The sequence below is a fragment of the Pseudomonas sp. GW460-12-10-14-TSB1 genome (assembly GCF_017349775.1).
In the GTDB taxonomy this organism is placed as follows: Bacteria; Pseudomonadota; Gammaproteobacteria; order Pseudomonadales; family Pseudomonadaceae; genus Aquipseudomonas; species Aquipseudomonas piscium.
Genome location: NZ_JACNAC010000061.1, coordinates 23,442 through 38,700 on the forward strand (window position 1 = coordinate 23,442; position 15,259 = coordinate 38,700).

At 64.8% G+C, this 15,259-nt stretch carries 15 protein-coding genes; 11 read left to right on the forward strand and 4 right to left on the reverse strand.

Translation table 11 applies throughout. The features are described from left to right. Positions 1 to 94 precede the first annotated feature (94 nt). From J4D52_RS26025 to J4D52_RS26045, 5 genes are all read left to right on the forward strand, one after another. Positions 95 to 1,450, forward strand: a complete 1,356-nt coding sequence (locus J4D52_RS26025) for a pitrilysin family protein (protein ID WP_009051328.1) — start codon at positions 95 to 97, stop codon at positions 1,448 to 1,450. Then, entirely contained in the window at positions 1,443 to 2,933 is a 1,491-nt protein-coding gene (locus J4D52_RS26030; protein ID WP_025807166.1) for a pitrilysin family protein, read from the forward strand. Before J4D52_RS26025 ends, J4D52_RS26030 begins: the two co-directional genes overlap by 8 nt. Then, a complete protein-coding gene (gene rsmD, locus J4D52_RS26035; RefSeq protein WP_102676347.1) occupies positions 2,933 to 3,553 on the forward strand; it encodes a 16S rRNA (guanine(966)-N(2))-methyltransferase RsmD in 621 nt (206 codons plus the stop codon). Before J4D52_RS26030 ends, rsmD begins: the two co-directional genes overlap by 1 nt. Before the next feature lie 64 nt (positions 3,554 to 3,617). Next, positions 3,618 to 4,622, forward strand: a complete 1,005-nt coding sequence (locus tag J4D52_RS26040) for a hydrolase (RefSeq protein ID WP_102676348.1) — start codon at positions 3,618 to 3,620, stop codon at positions 4,620 to 4,622. Beyond that, entirely contained in the window at positions 4,619 to 5,452 is an 834-nt protein-coding gene (locus J4D52_RS26045) for an AraC family transcriptional regulator (RefSeq protein ID WP_102676349.1), read from the forward strand. The genes J4D52_RS26040 and J4D52_RS26045 overlap by 4 nt, the downstream gene beginning before the upstream one ends. A 134-nt stretch (positions 5,453 to 5,586) precedes the next feature. Here J4D52_RS26045 and J4D52_RS26050 read toward each other — a convergent pair whose 3' ends face one another. Together J4D52_RS26050 and J4D52_RS26055 are read right to left on the reverse strand one after the other, a co-directional pair. Then, positions 5,587 to 6,441: a sulfurtransferase gene (locus J4D52_RS26050; RefSeq protein ID WP_102676350.1), complete on the reverse strand. Its 855-nt coding sequence runs from the start codon at positions 6,439 to 6,441 to the stop codon at positions 5,587 to 5,589. A gap of 39 nt (positions 6,442 to 6,480) precedes the next feature. Then, complete coding sequence (locus J4D52_RS26055; RefSeq protein ID WP_102676351.1) at positions 6,481 to 7,152, reverse strand: TetR/AcrR family transcriptional regulator; 672 nt, start codon at positions 7,150 to 7,152, stop codon at positions 6,481 to 6,483. Positions 7,153 to 7,298: 146 nt separating this feature from the next. Between J4D52_RS26055 and J4D52_RS26060 the strand changes: the two genes are divergently transcribed. The 5 genes from J4D52_RS26060 to J4D52_RS26080 all read left to right on the forward strand — a co-directional run bounded on the left by J4D52_RS26060 (position 7,299) and on the right by J4D52_RS26080 (position 12,049). Beyond that, entirely contained in the window at positions 7,299 to 8,729 is a 1,431-nt protein-coding gene (locus tag J4D52_RS26060) for a coniferyl aldehyde dehydrogenase (protein ID WP_102676352.1), read from the forward strand. A 28-nt stretch (positions 8,730 to 8,757) separates the two neighbouring features. Continuing rightward, positions 8,758 to 9,303 carry a hypothetical protein gene (locus J4D52_RS26065; RefSeq protein WP_063433316.1) on the forward strand — a complete coding sequence of 182 codons (546 nt, stop codon included), beginning with the start codon at positions 8,758 to 8,760 and terminating at the stop codon, positions 9,301 to 9,303. Positions 9,304 to 9,458: 155 nt separating this feature from the next. After that, entirely contained in the window at positions 9,459 to 11,054 is a 1,596-nt protein-coding gene (locus tag J4D52_RS26070; protein ID WP_102676353.1) for a GMC family oxidoreductase, read from the forward strand. 115 nt (positions 11,055 to 11,169) lie between these two features. Next, on the forward strand, positions 11,170 to 11,649 hold the full coding sequence (gene coaD, locus J4D52_RS26075; protein WP_003229157.1) for a pantetheine-phosphate adenylyltransferase: 480 nt from the start codon (positions 11,170 to 11,172) through the stop codon (positions 11,647 to 11,649). 148 nt (positions 11,650 to 11,797) lie between these two features. Next, positions 11,798 to 12,049, forward strand: a complete 252-nt coding sequence (locus tag J4D52_RS26080; RefSeq protein ID WP_007921257.1) for a YfhL family 4Fe-4S dicluster ferredoxin — start codon at positions 11,798 to 11,800, stop codon at positions 12,047 to 12,049. A 92-nt stretch (positions 12,050 to 12,141) separates the two neighbouring features. Here J4D52_RS26080 and mutM read toward each other — a convergent pair whose 3' ends face one another. Both mutM and J4D52_RS26090 read right to left on the reverse strand, forming a co-directional pair. Beyond that, positions 12,142 to 12,954: a bifunctional DNA-formamidopyrimidine glycosylase/DNA-(apurinic or apyrimidinic site) lyase gene (mutM, locus tag J4D52_RS26085; RefSeq protein ID WP_102676354.1), complete on the reverse strand. Its 813-nt coding sequence runs from the start codon at positions 12,952 to 12,954 to the stop codon at positions 12,142 to 12,144. Positions 12,955 to 12,988: 34 nt separating this feature from the next. After that, a complete protein-coding gene (locus J4D52_RS26090; protein ID WP_164485824.1) occupies positions 12,989 to 13,801 on the reverse strand; it encodes an HDOD domain-containing protein in 813 nt (270 codons plus the stop codon). 264 nt (positions 13,802 to 14,065) lie between these two features. Here J4D52_RS26090 and J4D52_RS26095 point away from each other — a divergent pair. After that, the coding region (locus J4D52_RS26095) for a class I SAM-dependent rRNA methyltransferase (protein ID WP_007921262.1) at positions 14,066 to 15,259 on the forward strand (1,194 nt) is incomplete at its 3' end.

The following is a 15,259-nucleotide window of genomic DNA, read 5'->3' on the forward strand; positions in this document are numbered from 1 at the left end:
TAGGCGTGGCCGCCAGTAAAACGGATCAGTATCCTAGCACCTCCTCGCCCGTAGGCTAAGACCAAGCGGGCAGTCCAACAGGTTTAAAAAACGAATGAATGCTCTAGCCCGCCGCGCCGCAGGCCTGCTGCTCAGTACGGTTTGTCTGCCCCTTTCAGCCTTGGCTGCCGATCCACAACCCACCCACGAATTCAGCCTCGACAACGGCCTCAAGGTCGTGGTCCGGGAAGACCATCGGGCTCCGGTCGTGGTTTCCCAGGTCTGGTACAAAGTCGGTTCCAGCTACGAAACCCCGGGCCAGACCGGTTTGTCCCACGCCCTGGAACACATGATGTTCAAGGGCAGCGAAAAGGTCGGCCCCGGCGAAGCCTCGCTGATCCTGCGCGACCTGGGCGCCGAAGAGAACGCCTTCACCAGCGACGATTTCACCGCCTATTACCAGGTGCTGGCCCGGGACCGCCTGGGCGTGGCCTTCGAGCTGGAAGCCGATCGCATGGCCAGCCTGCGCCTGCCGCCGGACGAGTTCAGCCGCGAAATCGAAGTGATCAAGGAAGAGCGCCGCCTGCGCACCGACGACAAGCCGATGTCCAAGGCCTTCGAACGCTTCAAGGCGATGGCCTACCCGGCCAGCGGCTACCACACGCCGACCATCGGCTGGATGGCCGACCTCAACCGGATGAAGGTCGAGGAACTGCGCCACTGGTACGAGTCCTGGTATGTGCCGAACAACGCCACCCTGGTGGTGGTCGGCGACGTCACCCCGGACGAAGTCAAAACCCTGGCCCAACGTTATTTCGGCGCGATTCCCAAGCGCGCCGTGCCTGCGGCGAAGATTCCCCTGGAACTGGCCGAGCCCGGCGAGCGGCAGATCACCCTGCGGGTGAAGACCCAACTGCCGAGCGTGATGCTGGCCTTCAACGTGCCGAGCATTGCCACCGCCGAAGACAAGCATTCGGTGCACGCCCTGCGCCTGATCGCCGCGCTGCTCGACGGCGGCTACAGCGCCCGCATCCCGACCCGCCTAGAGCGCGGTGAAGAGCTGGTGTCCGGCGGCTCGTCGAGCTTCGACGCCTACACCCGCGGCGACAGCCTGTTCCTGCTTTCGGCCATGCCCAACAGCCAGAAGAAGAAAACCATCGCCCAGGCCGAAGCCGGGTTGTGGCGTTTGCTCGAAGAGCTGAAAACCACCCCGCCGACCGCCGAAGAGCTGGAGCGCGTGCGCGCCCAGGTCATCGCCGGCCTGGTCTACGAGCGTGACTCCATCACCAGCCAGGCCACCGCCATCGGCCAGCTGGAAACCGTCGGCCTGTCGTGGAAACTCATGGACACCGAACTCGCCGAACTACAAAGCGTGACCCCTGAAGACATCCAGAAGGCCGCTCGTACCTATTTCACTCGCGAACGCCTGAGCGTTGCCCACGTATTGCCTGAGGAGTCCGCTCATGAGTAAGCGCAAAAGCGCCAGCCCGGTCCTGCTCGGCCTGGCACTCGTGGCCCTGATCATCGCTGCCGGCCTTTATCTGCTGCGAGCGAACGAATCCAACGCCAGCCAGGCGCTGGACAAGGCCAAGAGCAGCCAGAAGCTGCAATCCCTGGCCGAGCTCGACGGCAAGGCCCCGAGCCGCCGCAGCCTCGACATCAAGACCTGGAGCACCGCCGAAGGCGCCAAGGTGCTGTTCGTCGAAGCCCACGAGCTGCCGATGTTCGACATGCGCCTGACCTTCGCCGCCGGCAGCAGCCAGGATGGCGATGCGCCGGGCCTGGCGATGCTGACCAACGCCATGCTCAATGAAGGCGTGGCCGGCAAGGATGTCGGCGCGATTGCCGAAGGTTTCGAAGGCCTGGGCGCCGACTTCGGCAACGGTGCCTACAAGGACATGGCCATCGCCTCCCTGCGCAGCCTGAGCGCGCCGGACAAACGCACGCCGGCCCTGCAACTGTTCGCCGATGTCGTCGGCAAGCCGACCTTCCCGGCCGACTCCCTGGCGCGCATCAAGAACCAGGTGCTCGCCGGCTTCGAGTACCAGAAGCAGAACCCCGGCAAGCTGGCGAGCCTGGAACTGATGAACCGCCTGTATGGCAGCCATCCGTATGCCCATTCCAGCGACGGCACCGCACAGAGCGTGCCGCCGATCAGCCTGGCCCAGCTGCGGGCGTTCCACGCCAAGGCCTATGCTGCCGGCAACGTGGTGATCGCACTGGTGGGCGACCTGTCGCGCAGCGATGCCGAGGCGATTGCCGCGCAGATCTCCGCCGCCCTGCCCAAAGGCCCGGCGCTGGCGAAAATCCCGCAACCGAGCGAGCCACAGGCCAGCATTGGCCATATCGAATACCCGTCCAGCCAGACCAGCCTGCTGCTGGCGCAACTGGGCATCGATCGTGACGACCCGGATTACGCCGCGCTGTCCCTGGGCAACCAGATCCTTGGCGGCGGCGGTTTTGGTACCCGGCTGATGAGCGAAGTGCGCGAGAAGCGCGGCCTGACCTACGGCGTCTATTCCGGCTTCAGCCCGATGCAGGCCCGTGGCCCGTTCATGATCAACCTGCAGACCCGCGCCGAAATGAGCGAAGGCACCCTCAAGCTGGTGCAGGACGTGCTCGCCGACTACCTCAAGACCGGCCCGACCCAGAAGGAACTCGACGACGCCAAGCGCGAGCTGGCCGGCAGCTTCCCGCTGTCCACCGCCAGCAACGCCGACATTGTCGGCCAGTTGGGCGCCATCGGCTTCTACAACCTGCCGCTGAGCTATCTTGAAGACTTCATGCAGCAGTCCCAGAGCCTGACCGTGGAGCAGGTCCGGGACGTACTGAACAAACACCTGAGCGCGGACAAGACGGTCATCGTCACCGCCGGCCCGACCGTGCCGCAAAAGCCGTTGCCGGCCCCTACTGAAAAACCCGCCGAGCAGCCGCTCGGGGTTCCGGAGCACTAATGGCCAGCCCATCGCGTCCCAGCAAGAAACCCGTCCATAACCAGCACAACGGTGTGGGCCAACTGCGCATCATCGGCGGCGAGTGGCGCAGCCGCCGCCTGAGCTTCCCCGATGTGCCGGGCCTGCGCCCGACCCCGGACCGGGTGCGCGAAACCCTGTTCAACTGGCTGGCGCCTTATATCGCCGGGGCCAAGGTGCTCGACCTGTTCGCCGGCAGCGGCGCGCTGTTTCTCGAAGCCCTGTCCCGTGGCGCCGCCATGGGCCAGGCGCTGGATGCCAGCAACCTGGCCGTGTCGCGCCTGCGCGAGCACCTGGGCACCCTGCGCTGCACCGTCGGCCAGGTGCAGACCGCCGACGCCCTGCGTTATCTGGAAACCCAGCCGGCCAGCCGTTTCGACCTGGTGTTCCTCGACCCGCCCTTCCATCAGAACCTGCTGCCGGCCGCCTGTGCCCTGCTGGAAGAACGCGACTGGCTGGCCGACGACGCCTGGGTCTATACCGAAAGTGAAAGCGCGCCTTCGACCCTGGGCCTGCCGGCGAACTGGCGCCTGCACCGCGAGCAAAAATCCGGGCAGGTGTACTACGCCTTGTGGCAACGTATGGCAGAGATCGCCGGCTGACCCACCGGCCTGAAAAAGGTGCGCAACCCGCCGGGGGATGCGCACCGCTGCTACGAGAATCACCGTGCCTACTCCGTCAGATCGCTTCATTCCCGCCTTCGGCCTCGGCAACCCGCACCTGCAAACCCTGTGGGGCCCGCTGTGGCGCAAGACCACTCACCTCGAGCGCCAGCGCGAACGCCTGTGGCTCGACGACGGCGACTTTCTCGATCTCGACTGGCACGGCCCGCACTCCGCCACCGCGCCCCTGGTGCTGGTGCTGCACGGCCTGACCGGTTCTTCCAACTCGCCCTACGTGGCCGGCCTGCAAAAGGCCCTGGCAAACCAGGGTTGGGCCAGCGCGGCGCTGAACTGGCGCGGCTGCTCGGGCGAACCCAACCTGCTGCCGCGCAGCTATCACTCGGGAGCCAGCGAAGACCTGGCCGCCGCCATCGACCACCTGCGCAGCAAGCGCCCGCTGGCCCCGCTGTTTGCGGTGGGCTACTCGCTGGGAGGTAATGTGCTGCTCAAGCACCTGGGAGAAAGCGGCAGCGCCAGCCAGCTGCAAGGCGCCGTCGCGGTATCGGTGCCGTTTCGCCTGGACCAGTGCGCCGACCGCATCGGCCAGGGGTTTTCCAAGGTCTACCAGGCGCATTTCATGCGCGAGATGCTGGCCTACATCAAGGACAAGCAGCGCCAGTTCCAGCACGACGGGCGCCATGAGGGCCTGGCTGTGCTGGAGCGGCTCGGGCCGCTGGAAAAGATGCGCACCTTCTGGGACTTCGACGGCCGGGTCACCGCGCCGCTGAATGGCTTTGCCGATGCCCAGGACTATTACCGGCGCGCCTCCAGCCGTTATTTCCTTGGGGAAATCCGCACCAGCACCCTGATCATCCAGGCTGCGGACGATCCCTTCGTGTTCCCCCACAGCCTGCCGGAAGCCCGCGAGCTGTCCGGCAGCACCCACTTCGAGCTGCAGGCCAAGGGTGGGCACGTCGGTTTTGTCGATGGCTCGGTGAAGACCCCGGGTTATTACCTGGAACGGCGCATTCCCCAGTGGTTGTCCGGCCTGGGGGGCGAGCTGCGATGAACAGCGGCCAGGGCGAATCGATCCGTTTCTGGCAGACCGCGCCCCTGGCCGGCGTGGAGTTGCTGGCCGCGCGTTACATCGAGCATCGCTTCGTGCCCCATGTGCATGACGGCTATGTGATCGGCATGATCATGGACGGCGCCCAGCGCTACCGTTATCGCGGCGCCGAGCACCTGGCGGGGCGCGGCACCCTGGTACTGATCAACCCGGACGAGCTGCACACAGGCCACAAGGGCACCGAGGACGGCTGGCTGTACCGGGCGTTTTATCCGGACAACGCGCAGATCCTCGCCATGCTGGGCGAGCTGGAATTGCCCACCGACAGCCTGCCGGCCTTCGGCGCCACGCTGTATCGCGACCCCGATCTGGTCAGCGGCTTCTGCCAACTGCATCAATTGTTGGAAAGTCCGGCCACCGCCCTGCAACAACAGACCCTGTGGCGGGAAATGATGCTTTTGCTGCTGCAACGTCACGCCGGGGTCAAGGCGCCGGGCGAACCCGGGCGGGAACACCGGGCGATCGTCCAGGCCAAGGAGTTGCTGCAAGCACAGCTGGCCGCCCCGCCCTCCCTGGAAGAACTGGCCGCGGCGGTGAATCTCTCGCCGTTCCATTTCGCCCGGGTGTTCCGTCGTGCCACCGGCATGCCGCCGCACACCTGGCTGATGCAGCAACGCATCGCCCAGGCCCGGGCGCTGCTGCGCGACGGCTGCCTGCCGCTGGAAGTGGCGACGCAACTGGGGTTCGCCGACCAGAGCCATCTGAGCCGGCAGTTCAAGCAGGTCTACGGCGTGGGGCCGGCGGCCTATCGCAGCGCCCGCCAGTTCCTCTGAGACAACGCCTGTCTTCTGTAGGAGCAGCCGGTCGACGCTCGATTGCTCGCGATCCAGGCGCTGCGTTCTTTCTGCCGAACCGCGCCGCCTGGGCCATTTTTCGCGAGCAAGCTTCGCTCCTACGGTGAGGGGGTTCAGTCGCCCGTGGCGACCGCGCGCTGCGGATCGGTGATCCATTCGCTCCAAGAGCCGGCATACAGGCTGCCCAGGGGATAACCGGCCAGGCACAGGGCGAACAGGTTGTGACAAGCCGTCACGCCCGAGCCGCAGTACGCCACCAGTTCGGTCGGCGAACGCTCGCCCAACTTCGCGGCAAAACGCTTCTTGAGCTGATCGGCCGGAAGAAAACGGCCATCGCTGCCCAGGTTGTCGGTGAAGGCCGCACATTGCGCGCCGGGGATATGCCCGGCTACCGGGTCGATCGGCTCCACTTCGCCGCGAAAGCGTGGCTCGGCGCGGGCGTCGAGCAGGGTCAGGGTCGGCTGGCCGAGGCGTTTTTGCAGTTGCTCGGCACTCAACAGCAGGGATTTGTCGGGCTGGCCAGTGAAGTGGCCGAGAACATTGGTCGGCGGATCAAGGCTCAACGGCAAGCCCGCGGCGTGCCAGGCTTTCAGGCCGCCATCGAGGATAAACACACCATCGCGCTTGCCCAGCCAGGCCAACAGCCACCAGGCCCGGGCGGCATAGGCACTGGGGCCGTCGTCGTAAAGCACGATATCGCTGTCGGCATCGATGCCCCAGGCCTGCAGGCGGGCGATCAGCGTCGCCGGTTCGGGCAGCGGATGGCGCCCGGTCACGCCCTTGACCACCGGGCCACTGAGATCGCGCTCCAGGTCGGCAAAATGCGCGCCGGCCAGATGCCCTCCGGCATAACTGCGCTGGCCGTAATCCGGGTCTTCCAGGGCAAAACGACAATCGAGAATCACCAGCCCGGGCTGCTCCAGGCGAGCGGCCAATTGCTGTGGACTGATCAGTTGCGCGATGGGCATGACGGGCTCCAGTAATTGAACGATGACTTGATCCAGATCCTACTGCACTTCTTCCAGGGCTTGCGCCAGGGGCACGTAAAACTCGTCGTACAGCGCGTCGACTGCCTCCCGGGCGTGGTCGGTGACGAATCCGGCTTCCAGCACCAGCACCTGATACACGCCGCGCTTGATGGCTTCTTCGCTCAGGTGCGCGGAGTTTTCCCGGGTGGTGCACAAAAAACGCACCCAGGAGGTGAGGATGATCCAGGCATTGAGGGTCAGGGACTCGATCTGCACCTTGTCCATCCTGAGGATGCCGGCCTCGACGAAACCGGCGTAGATCGCCGTGCCGTGGATCAGGCAGCGCTGGGAGAAGCGTCGGTAACGCGCGGCCAGTTCGGCGTCGCTGTCGAGCAGGTGTTCCAGGTCGCGGTGCAGGAAGCGATAGCGCCACATGGCGGCCAGCAGCTCCTGCAGGTAATAGCGCTTGTCCTCCACGGTCACGGTGCGGCCCTGGGGCAGGCGCAGGAAGCTGTCGACCAGGGTTTCGTACTCGCAGAACAGCACGGCGATGATCGCCTGCTTGTTGGGGAAGTGGTAATACAGGTTGCCCGGCGAAATCTCCATGTGGGCGGCAATGTGGTTGGTGCTGACACTGCGTTCGCCCTGCTGGTTGAACAGCTCCAGGCTGTTCTGGACGATACGTTCGCGGGTTTTTATACGTGGGGCCATGAGCGTGGGCTTTAATCGAGAAGGCGTTGCCCGGCATCTTACGACCTATCCCCAACGGGATAAATCAAAGCTGGCCCGGGATGTCATTTGACATTTTAGAGCATAAACTCTAAAAATCCCCCACCCCATAAAAACCGGAGCCGTCCATGTCTGCCGAAATCGCCTACTTGCCGGAAGCCCACCAGCAGCTGGATGAGCTCCACCGTCTGTTCGCCGCCCAGCGCCAGGCCTTCGCGGCCAACCCCATGCCACCGGCCGCCCAGCGCCAGCAATGGCTCAAGAGCCTGCGCGACCTGCTCGACAGCGAACGCCAGGCCCTGATCGATGCCATCAGCGAAGATTTCAGCCATCGCAGCGCAGACGAAACCCTGCTCGCCGAAATCATGCCCAGCCTGCATGGCATCCACTACGCCAGCAAACACCTCAAGGGCTGGATGAAACCTTCGCGGCGCAAGGTCGGCGCGGCCTTTCAACCGGCCTCGGCCAAGGTCGTCTACCAGCCACTGGGCGTGGTCGGGGTGATCGTGCCGTGGAACTACCCGCTGTACCTGGCCATCGGCCCGCTGGTGGGTGCGCTCGCCGCCGGCAACCGGGTACTGCTCAAGCTCAGCGAATCGACCCCCGCCACCGGCCTGCTGCTCAAGCGCCTGCTGGCCAAGGTATTCCCCGAGGACCTGGTCGCCGTGGTGCTGGGCGAAGCCGACGTAGGCGTGGCCTTCTCTCGGCTGCCCTTCGATCACCTGCTGTTCACCGGCGCCACCAGCATCGGCAAGCATGTGATGCGCGCCGCGGCGGAAAACCTGACCCCGGTGACCCTGGAGCTGGGCGGCAAGTCCCCGGCCATCGTTTCCGACGACGTACCGCTCAAGGACGCCGCCGAACGCATCGCCTTCGGCAAGACCATGAACGCCGGCCAGACCTGCGTCGCCCCGGACTACGTGCTGGTCCCCGAACACCGCGTCGGCGCCTTCGTCGATGCCTATCGCCAGGTGGTCCGTGGTTTCTTCCCGACCCTGGTCGACAACCCTGACTACACGGCGATCATCAACCCGCGGCAACTGGCGCGCCTGAACAGCTACATCAGCGACGCCACCAGCAAGGGCGCGCTGCTGATCCCGCTGTTCGAGGAGAACCAGGAACGGCGCATGGGCCACAGCCTGATGCTGAATGTCAGCGACGACATGACGGTGATGCAGGACGAGATCTTCGGCCCGATCCTGCCGATCGTGCCCTACACCGGGCTGGACCAGGCCTTCGCCTACATCAACCAGCGCCCTCGCCCCCTGGCGCTCTACTACTTCGGCTACGACAAGGCCGCGCAGGAGCGGGTGCTCAACGAAACCCACTCGGGCGGGGTCTGCCTCAACGACACCCTGCTGCACGTCGCCCAGGACGACATGCCGTTCGGCGGCATCGGCCACTCGGGCATGGGCCATTACCACGGTCACGAAGGCTTCCTGACCTTCAGCAAGGCCAAGGGCGTGCTGAGCAAACAGCGCCTGAATGCCGCGCGGCTGATCTACCCGCCCTATGGCAAACCGATCCAGAAGCTGATCCAGAAGCTGTTCATCCGCTAACCAGACCATTTGCCGGGGAATAACAATAATGACTCCCAGCCTGCCTGCAGCACCTGTACTGTCGCGCCGTGGCCTGTTGAAAATCGGCCTGTGCGCCAGCGCGTTCCTGACCACCGCCGGCCTCGGCGCCAGCCTCAGCGGCTGCTCGTCCAGCACCGCGGCCAGCGGCTTTGCCGTATTGCGCAGCAGCGACCTGCCGGTGCTGCGGGCGCTGATCCCGGTCATGCTCGACGGCGCGGTGGCCGCCGAGAAACTGCCGGCGGCGCTCGACGCCACCCTGAAAAGCCTGGATCACAGCCTCGACCATCTGTCGCCGGAAATGCTCAAGCTCACCCGCCAACTGTTCGACGTGCTGGGCATGGGCATCACCCGGGGTCCCCTGACCGGCATCTGGGGCAGCTGGGAAAACGCCAGCGCCGAGGATATCCGGCACTTCCTCGAACGATGGGAAAACAGCTCCCTCAGCCTGCTGCGCATGGGCCACGCGTCCCTGCTGCAACTGGTGATGATGGCCTGGTACAGCTGCCCCGAATCCTGGGCCCATTGCGGTTATCCCGGGCCGCCGAAGATCTGAACAGCACAAGAACCACCTGTAGCCACTGCCGCAGGCTGCGATCGACTTAGGCGGCATTCCGACGAAGCAGGCGTGCTTCTCAAAAGCCCCTGCGGGGCTTATCGCAGTCTGCGGCAGCGGCTACAGAAATACAGAACGATAAGAGAGCGCCTGATATGCCCGTACCCGATCTGTTTCGCGAAGGCCTGGCCCGAGGCTGGAAAACCTACAACGGCTCGCACTTGCAGGAGGACCTGACCCTCGAAGCGGATGTCGCCATCATCGGCAGCGGCGCGGGCGGCGGCACCAGCGCCGAGATCCTCAGCGCCGCCGGCTACAAGGTGCTGCTGATCGAAGAAGGCCCGCTCAAGACCAGCGACGACTTCAAGATGCTCGAGGACCAGGCCTACGCCAGCCTCTATCAGGAAGGCATCGGCCGCATGAGCAAGGATGGCGCCATCACCATTCTGCAAGGCCGCGCGGTCGGCGGCACCACCCTGATCAACTGGACGTCCAGCTTCCGTACCCCCGAGCCGACCCTGGAGCACTGGGCCAAGGAGCACGACGTCAAGGGCCACAGCCCGGCCGAGATGGCGCCCTGGTTCGCGAAGATGGAGCAACGCCTGGGCGTCGCCCCGTGGATCATGCCGCCCAACGCCAACAACGACGTGATCAGGATCGGCTGCGAGAAGCTCGGCTACAGCTGGCACGTGATCCCGCGCAACGTGCGCGGTTGCTGGAACCTCGGCTATTGCGGCATGGGCTGCCCGACCAACGCCAAGCAGTCGATGATGGTCACCACCATCCCCGCGACCCTGGAGAAAGGCGGCGAGCTGCTGTACCTGGCCCGCGCCGAGCGCCTGCAGATCAAGGGCGACCAGGTCGAGAGCCTGCTCTGCCTGGCCATGGACGAACGCTGCGTGGCGCCCACCGGGCGCACCATCAAGGTCAAGGCCCGGCACTACGTGCTGGCCGGCGGCGGCATCAACAGCCCGGCCCTGCTGCTGCGCTCCGACGCGGCCGACCCGCACAAGCGCCTGGGCAAACGCACCTTCCTGCACCTGGTGAATTTTTCCGCCGGGCAGTTCGACCAGGTGATCAACCCCTTCTACGGCGCGCCGCAGTCGATCTACTCCGATCATTTCCAGTGGCAGGACGGCACCACCGGCAAGATGTCCTACAAACTCGAGGTGCCGCCGCTGCAACCGGCGTTGGCCGCCACCCTGCTCGGCGGTTTTGGCCCGCAGAGCGCCCTGAACATGCAGCAGTTGCCCCATACCCACGCCATGCTCGCGCTGCTGCGCGACGGTTTTCACCCGGACAGCAGCGGCGGCAGCGTGGAACTGCGCGGCGACGGCTCGCCGGTGCTCGACTATCAGGTCTCGGACTACGCCTGGGATGGCGTGCGCCGGGCCTTCCACAGCATGGCGGAGATCCAGTTCGCCGGTGGCGCCAGGGCGGTCATGCCGATGCACAGCGATGCCCGCTACGTGAAGACCCTGGCCGAGGCCAGGACGCTGATCGACAGCCTGAACCTTGCGCTGTACCGTACCCGCCTGGGCAGCGCCCATGTGATGGGCGGTTGCGCCATGGGCGAAGACCCGAAAAACGCCGTCGCCGACAGCCTGGGCCGGCATCACCAACTGGCCAATCTGTCGATCCACGACGGTTCGCTGTTCCCCACCAGCATCGGCGCCAACCCCCAATTGTCGGTCTACGGCCTGACCGCGCAACTGGCCACGGCCCTGGCCGAACGGCTGAAAAGCGGGTGAAAACGCCGCTTATTTTCGTCGTCTATAGTGCTTTCTTCCGTTACAGGCGACTTGGCCGACCGGAAAGGCTGCGATACCATCCGACTCCCCAACGGACTCCCGCCAGGACGACGCGATGAACCGAGTGTTGTACCCAGGTACCTTCGACCCTATTACCAAGGGCCATGGCGATCTGGTCGAACGCGCCTCGCGCCTGTTCGATCATGTGATCATCGCCGTCGCCGCCAGCCCGAAGAAAAACCCGCTTTTCCCCCTGGAACAGCGTGTGGAACTGGCTCGCGAGGTCACCAAGCATCTGCCGAACGTTGAAGTCGTCGGTTTTTCCACGCTGCTGGCGCATTTCGCCAAGGAGCAGAACGCCAATGTCTTCCTGCGGGGGCTGCGGGCGGTTTCGGACTTCGAATACGAATTCCAGCTGGCCAACATGAACCGCCAACTGGCGCCGGACGTGGAAAGCCTGTTCCTCACGCCGTCGGAGCGTTATTCGTTCATTTCCTCGACCCTGGTCCGGGAAATCGCGGCATTGGGCGGCGATATCAGCAAGTTCGTGCATCCGGCCGTGGCCGACGCCCTGACCCTGCGCTTCAAGAAATAAGCCCCGCGGGAGCCCGCGCCGGCTTCCGCGCAGTCACCCTGCAAACGCTCCTCCCATCGAGCCCGCGTGCACTGCGCTCGCCAATGCGGCACAATTGCGCCATTGGTTTTTCAAATGCCTGGGCCCGCCGCCCTGGCCGGAGTGCCCCATGTCCCTGATCATCACCGACGACTGCATCAATTGCGACGTCTGCGAACCCGAGTGCCCGAACGCCGCGATTTCCCAAGGCGAAGAGATCTACGTGATCGACCCGAACCTGTGCACCCAATGTGTCGGCCACTATGACGAGCCGCAATGCCAGCAGGTCTGCCCGGTGGATTGCATCCCGCTGGACGAGGCCCACCCGGAAACCGAAGAAGAGTTGATGGCCAAGTACCGGAAGATCACCGGTAAGGCTTGATAAATTTGGCGTCTGGCTGGACGCCTTCGCGGGCAAGCCTCGCTCCTACAGGGTTTTGCTTCTGTAGGAGCGAGGCTTGCCCGCGATGCTTTTCAGCTCTGGCATTTGGGGCAATACACGCTCGCACGCTGCCCCAGCTTGATCTCGCGCAGCCCCGTGCCACAGACCTTGCAGTGTTCCCCGCCGCGCCCGTAGACGAACAGTTCCTGCTGGAAATAGCCCGGCTGCCCGTCGCCGCCGATAAAGTCGCGCAAGGTGGTACCGCCGCGCTCGATGGCCGCGGCCAGGATGCGTTTGATCTCGATCGCCAGCTTCAGGTAGCGCGCCCGGGAAATCCCCTTGGCTTCGCGACGCGGGTCGATGCCGGCGGCGAACAGCGCTTCGGTCGCGTAGATATTGCCCACCCCCACCACCACCGCGTTGTCCATGATGAACGGCTTGACCGCCATCGAACGCCCCCGCGACAGCTGATACAGGCGTTCGCCGTCGAACAGGTCGGTCAGCGGCTCCGGCCCCAGGCGGATCAGCAGCTCGTGATGGAGCGGGTCGAGGCTCCAGAGCATCGCGCCAAAGCGCCGCGGGTCGGTGTAGCGCAGGGCCAGGCCGGACTCCAGCTCGATGTCCACATGCTCATGCTTGGCCGCCGGCAGGCCGACTTCCACCAGGCGCAGGTTGCCCGACATGCCCAGGTGACTGATCAGGGTGCCGACCTCGGCATTGATCAGCAGGTACTTGGCGCGGCGCTCGACCTTGACGATCTGCTGGCCGGACAGGCGCACATCGAGGTCTTCCGGAATCGGCCAGCGCAAGCGCCGCTCGCGCACGATCACGCAGCTGACGCGCTGCCCTTCCAGGTGCGGCGCGATACCGCGCCGGGTGGTTTCGACTTCCGGTAATTCAGGCATGTGCGCCTCGTGTTCTCTATAACGTGGTCGGGAATCAGTGCGCGCCCAGTTCGCGCACGGTTTCCTTGAGGTTCTCGAAGTCGTAGTCGGACAGGCCGACGTAATCGAGGATCAGATGGCCGATGCTGTTCCATTCATGATCATCAACCTGATTGCCCAGCACCCGGTAGGACGCGCAGATATGCTCGGCCATTTTCAGGATCGCCAGCAGGTTCTTCAGCTGGCTGTTGCGCGACGACTCGTCGCTGAAGATCGCCAGGGCGTTGTGGTGATTGGCGATCGCATTGGTCACGTGCTCCGGCAGGCGCCAGGACTTGGCCGTGTAATAACCGACCACCGCGTGGTTGGTGTTGAACGCACGGTTTTCCGTATCCACCACCCGGTTCTCGGGGCCCGCGCTGGCGTAGGCCTCTTCCAGCACCGTCATGTAGTCGGGGAAGCGCTTGAGCATCAGCGGCACGCCGCAATCGTGGAACAGCCCCAGGGCATAGGCCTCGTCGACCGCTTGCGAGCCGGTGCGCTTGGCCAGGGTCAGGCAGGTCATCGCCACGTCCTGGGCGGTGTCCCAGAAACGGTTGAGGGTGACGATGGTTTCGTCGCTCATCTCGCCCTTGATCGACTGCGCGTTGATCAGGTTGATGATCGAACGGCTGCCCAGCAGGTTCACCGCGCGCTGGATCGAGGCGATCTTGTTGCTCAGCCCGTAATACGGCGAGTTGACGATTTTCAGCAGGGCGCCGGAAAGGCCCGGGTCCTGGGAGATCAGCCGCGCGATCACTTCCAGGTCAGGGTCGGGCATGTACTGCTCCATCTGCAAATCCACCATGATCTGCGGTTGGGGCGGCACGCTGATGCCTTGCAGGGCCTGTTGAATCTGTTCGGCGGAAAGCTCTTGGGACATAAATACGTACTCTGGACTAGGCGGCGATTCTAACCCTTTAAAAGGCGCCCATGGCCACCCGAAAGGAACTTTACAACGGGCGCCTCGGGGCAACGCCGAGCCAGACGCGGGATATCCATGGCTGGCCTGCCCTGTCACCGCATATCCACTCGCCAGCCTCTCGGCGAGCGCAACACGTTATACTCCCGCTCTTTTTTCCGGAGCGACGTCATGTCCCTGCCAAGCCTGCGCCTCAAAGCCAACGCCGATCGCCGCCTGCGCGCCGGCCACCTGTGGGTCTACAGCAACGAAATCGATGTAGCCGCCACCCCACTCCACGGCTTCAAGGCAGGCGACCAGGCAGTGCTGGAAGCCGCCGGCGGCAAGCCGCTGGGCGTCGTCGCCATGAGCCCGAACAACCTGATCTGCGCCCGCCTGCTGTCGCGCGACGCCAAGCTGGCGCTGGACAAGTCGCTGCTGGTGCACCGCCTGAACGTGGCCCTGTCGCTGCGCGAGCGCCTGTTCGACAAGCCGTTCTACCGCCTGGTCTACGGCGACTCCGACCTGCTGCCGGGCCTGGTGGTCGACCGTTTCGGCGACATCCTCGTCGTGCAGCTGGCTTCGGCGACCATGGAACAGCACAAGGACGACGTGATCGCCGCCCTGGTCCAGGTCCTCAAGCCAAGCGGCATCCTGTTCAAGAACGACTCCGCCGCGCGTGACGCCGAAGGCCTCAACCGCTACGTGGAAACCGTGTTCGGCCTGGTGCCGGAGTGGGTCGCCCTGGAAGAGAACGGCGTGAAGTTCGAGGCCCCTGTAATGGAAGGCCAGAAAACCGGCTGGTTCTACGACCACCGCATGAACCGCGCCCGCCTGGCGCCGTACGCCAAGGGCAAGCGTGTGCTGGACCTGTTCAGCTACATCGGTGGCTGGGGCGTGCAGGCCGGCGCCTTCGGTGCCAGCGAAGTGTTCTGCGTCGATGCCTCGGGCTTCGCCCTCGATGGCGTTGAGCGCAACGCCGCGCTGAACGGCATCGCCGAGAAAGTCACCTGCATCGAAGGCGACGTGTTCGAGGCCCTGAAAGAACTCAAGGCCGCCGAAGAGCGTTTCGACGTGATCGTGGCCGACCCGCCCGCCTTCATCAAACGCAAGAAAGACCTGAAGAACGGCGAAGGCGCCTACCGCCGCCTGAACGAACAGGCCATGCGCCTGCTGAGCAAGGACGGCATCCTGGTCAGCGCTTCGTGCTCGATGCACCTGCCGGAAGACGACCTGCAGAACATCCTGCTCACCAGCGCCCGCCACCTGGACCGCAATATCCAGCTGCTGGAACGCGGCGGCCAGGGCCCGGACCACCCGGTGCACCCGGCCATCCCGGAAACCCGCTACATCAAGAGCATCACCTGCCGCCTGCTGCCTAACAGC

Excerpts from the sequence above, each read along its gene's own strand:
- J4D52_RS26070 (WP_102676353.1), top strand. The coding sequence starts at position 9,459 with ATGCCCGTACCCGATCTGTTTCGCGAAGGCCTGGCCCGAGGCTGGAAA.
- coaD (WP_003229157.1), top strand. The coding sequence starts at position 11,170 with ATGAACCGAGTGTTGTACCCAGGTACCTTCGACCCTATTACCAAGGGC.
- rsmD (WP_102676347.1), top strand. The coding sequence starts at position 2,933 with ATGGCCAGCCCATCGCGTCCCAGCAAGAAACCCGTCCATAACCAGCAC.
- J4D52_RS26060 (WP_102676352.1), top strand. The coding sequence starts at position 7,299 with ATGTCTGCCGAAATCGCCTACTTGCCGGAAGCCCACCAGCAGCTGGAT.
- J4D52_RS26030 (WP_025807166.1), top strand. The coding sequence starts at position 1,443 with ATGAGTAAGCGCAAAAGCGCCAGCCCGGTCCTGCTCGGCCTGGCACTC.
- J4D52_RS26065 (WP_063433316.1), top strand. The coding sequence starts at position 8,758 with ATGACTCCCAGCCTGCCTGCAGCACCTGTACTGTCGCGCCGTGGCCTG.
- J4D52_RS26045 (WP_102676349.1), top strand. The coding sequence starts at position 4,619 with ATGAACAGCGGCCAGGGCGAATCGATCCGTTTCTGGCAGACCGCGCCC.
- J4D52_RS26055 (WP_102676351.1), bottom strand. The coding sequence starts at position 7,152 with ATGGCCCCACGTATAAAAACCCGCGAACGTATCGTCCAGAACAGCCTG.
- J4D52_RS26080 (WP_007921257.1), top strand. The coding sequence starts at position 11,798 with ATGTCCCTGATCATCACCGACGACTGCATCAATTGCGACGTCTGCGAA.
- mutM (WP_102676354.1), bottom strand. The coding sequence starts at position 12,954 with ATGCCTGAATTACCGGAAGTCGAAACCACCCGGCGCGGTATCGCGCCG.
- J4D52_RS26025 (WP_009051328.1), top strand. The coding sequence starts at position 95 with ATGAATGCTCTAGCCCGCCGCGCCGCAGGCCTGCTGCTCAGTACGGTT.
- J4D52_RS26050 (WP_102676350.1), bottom strand. The coding sequence starts at position 6,441 with ATGCCCATCGCGCAACTGATCAGTCCACAGCAATTGGCCGCTCGCCTG.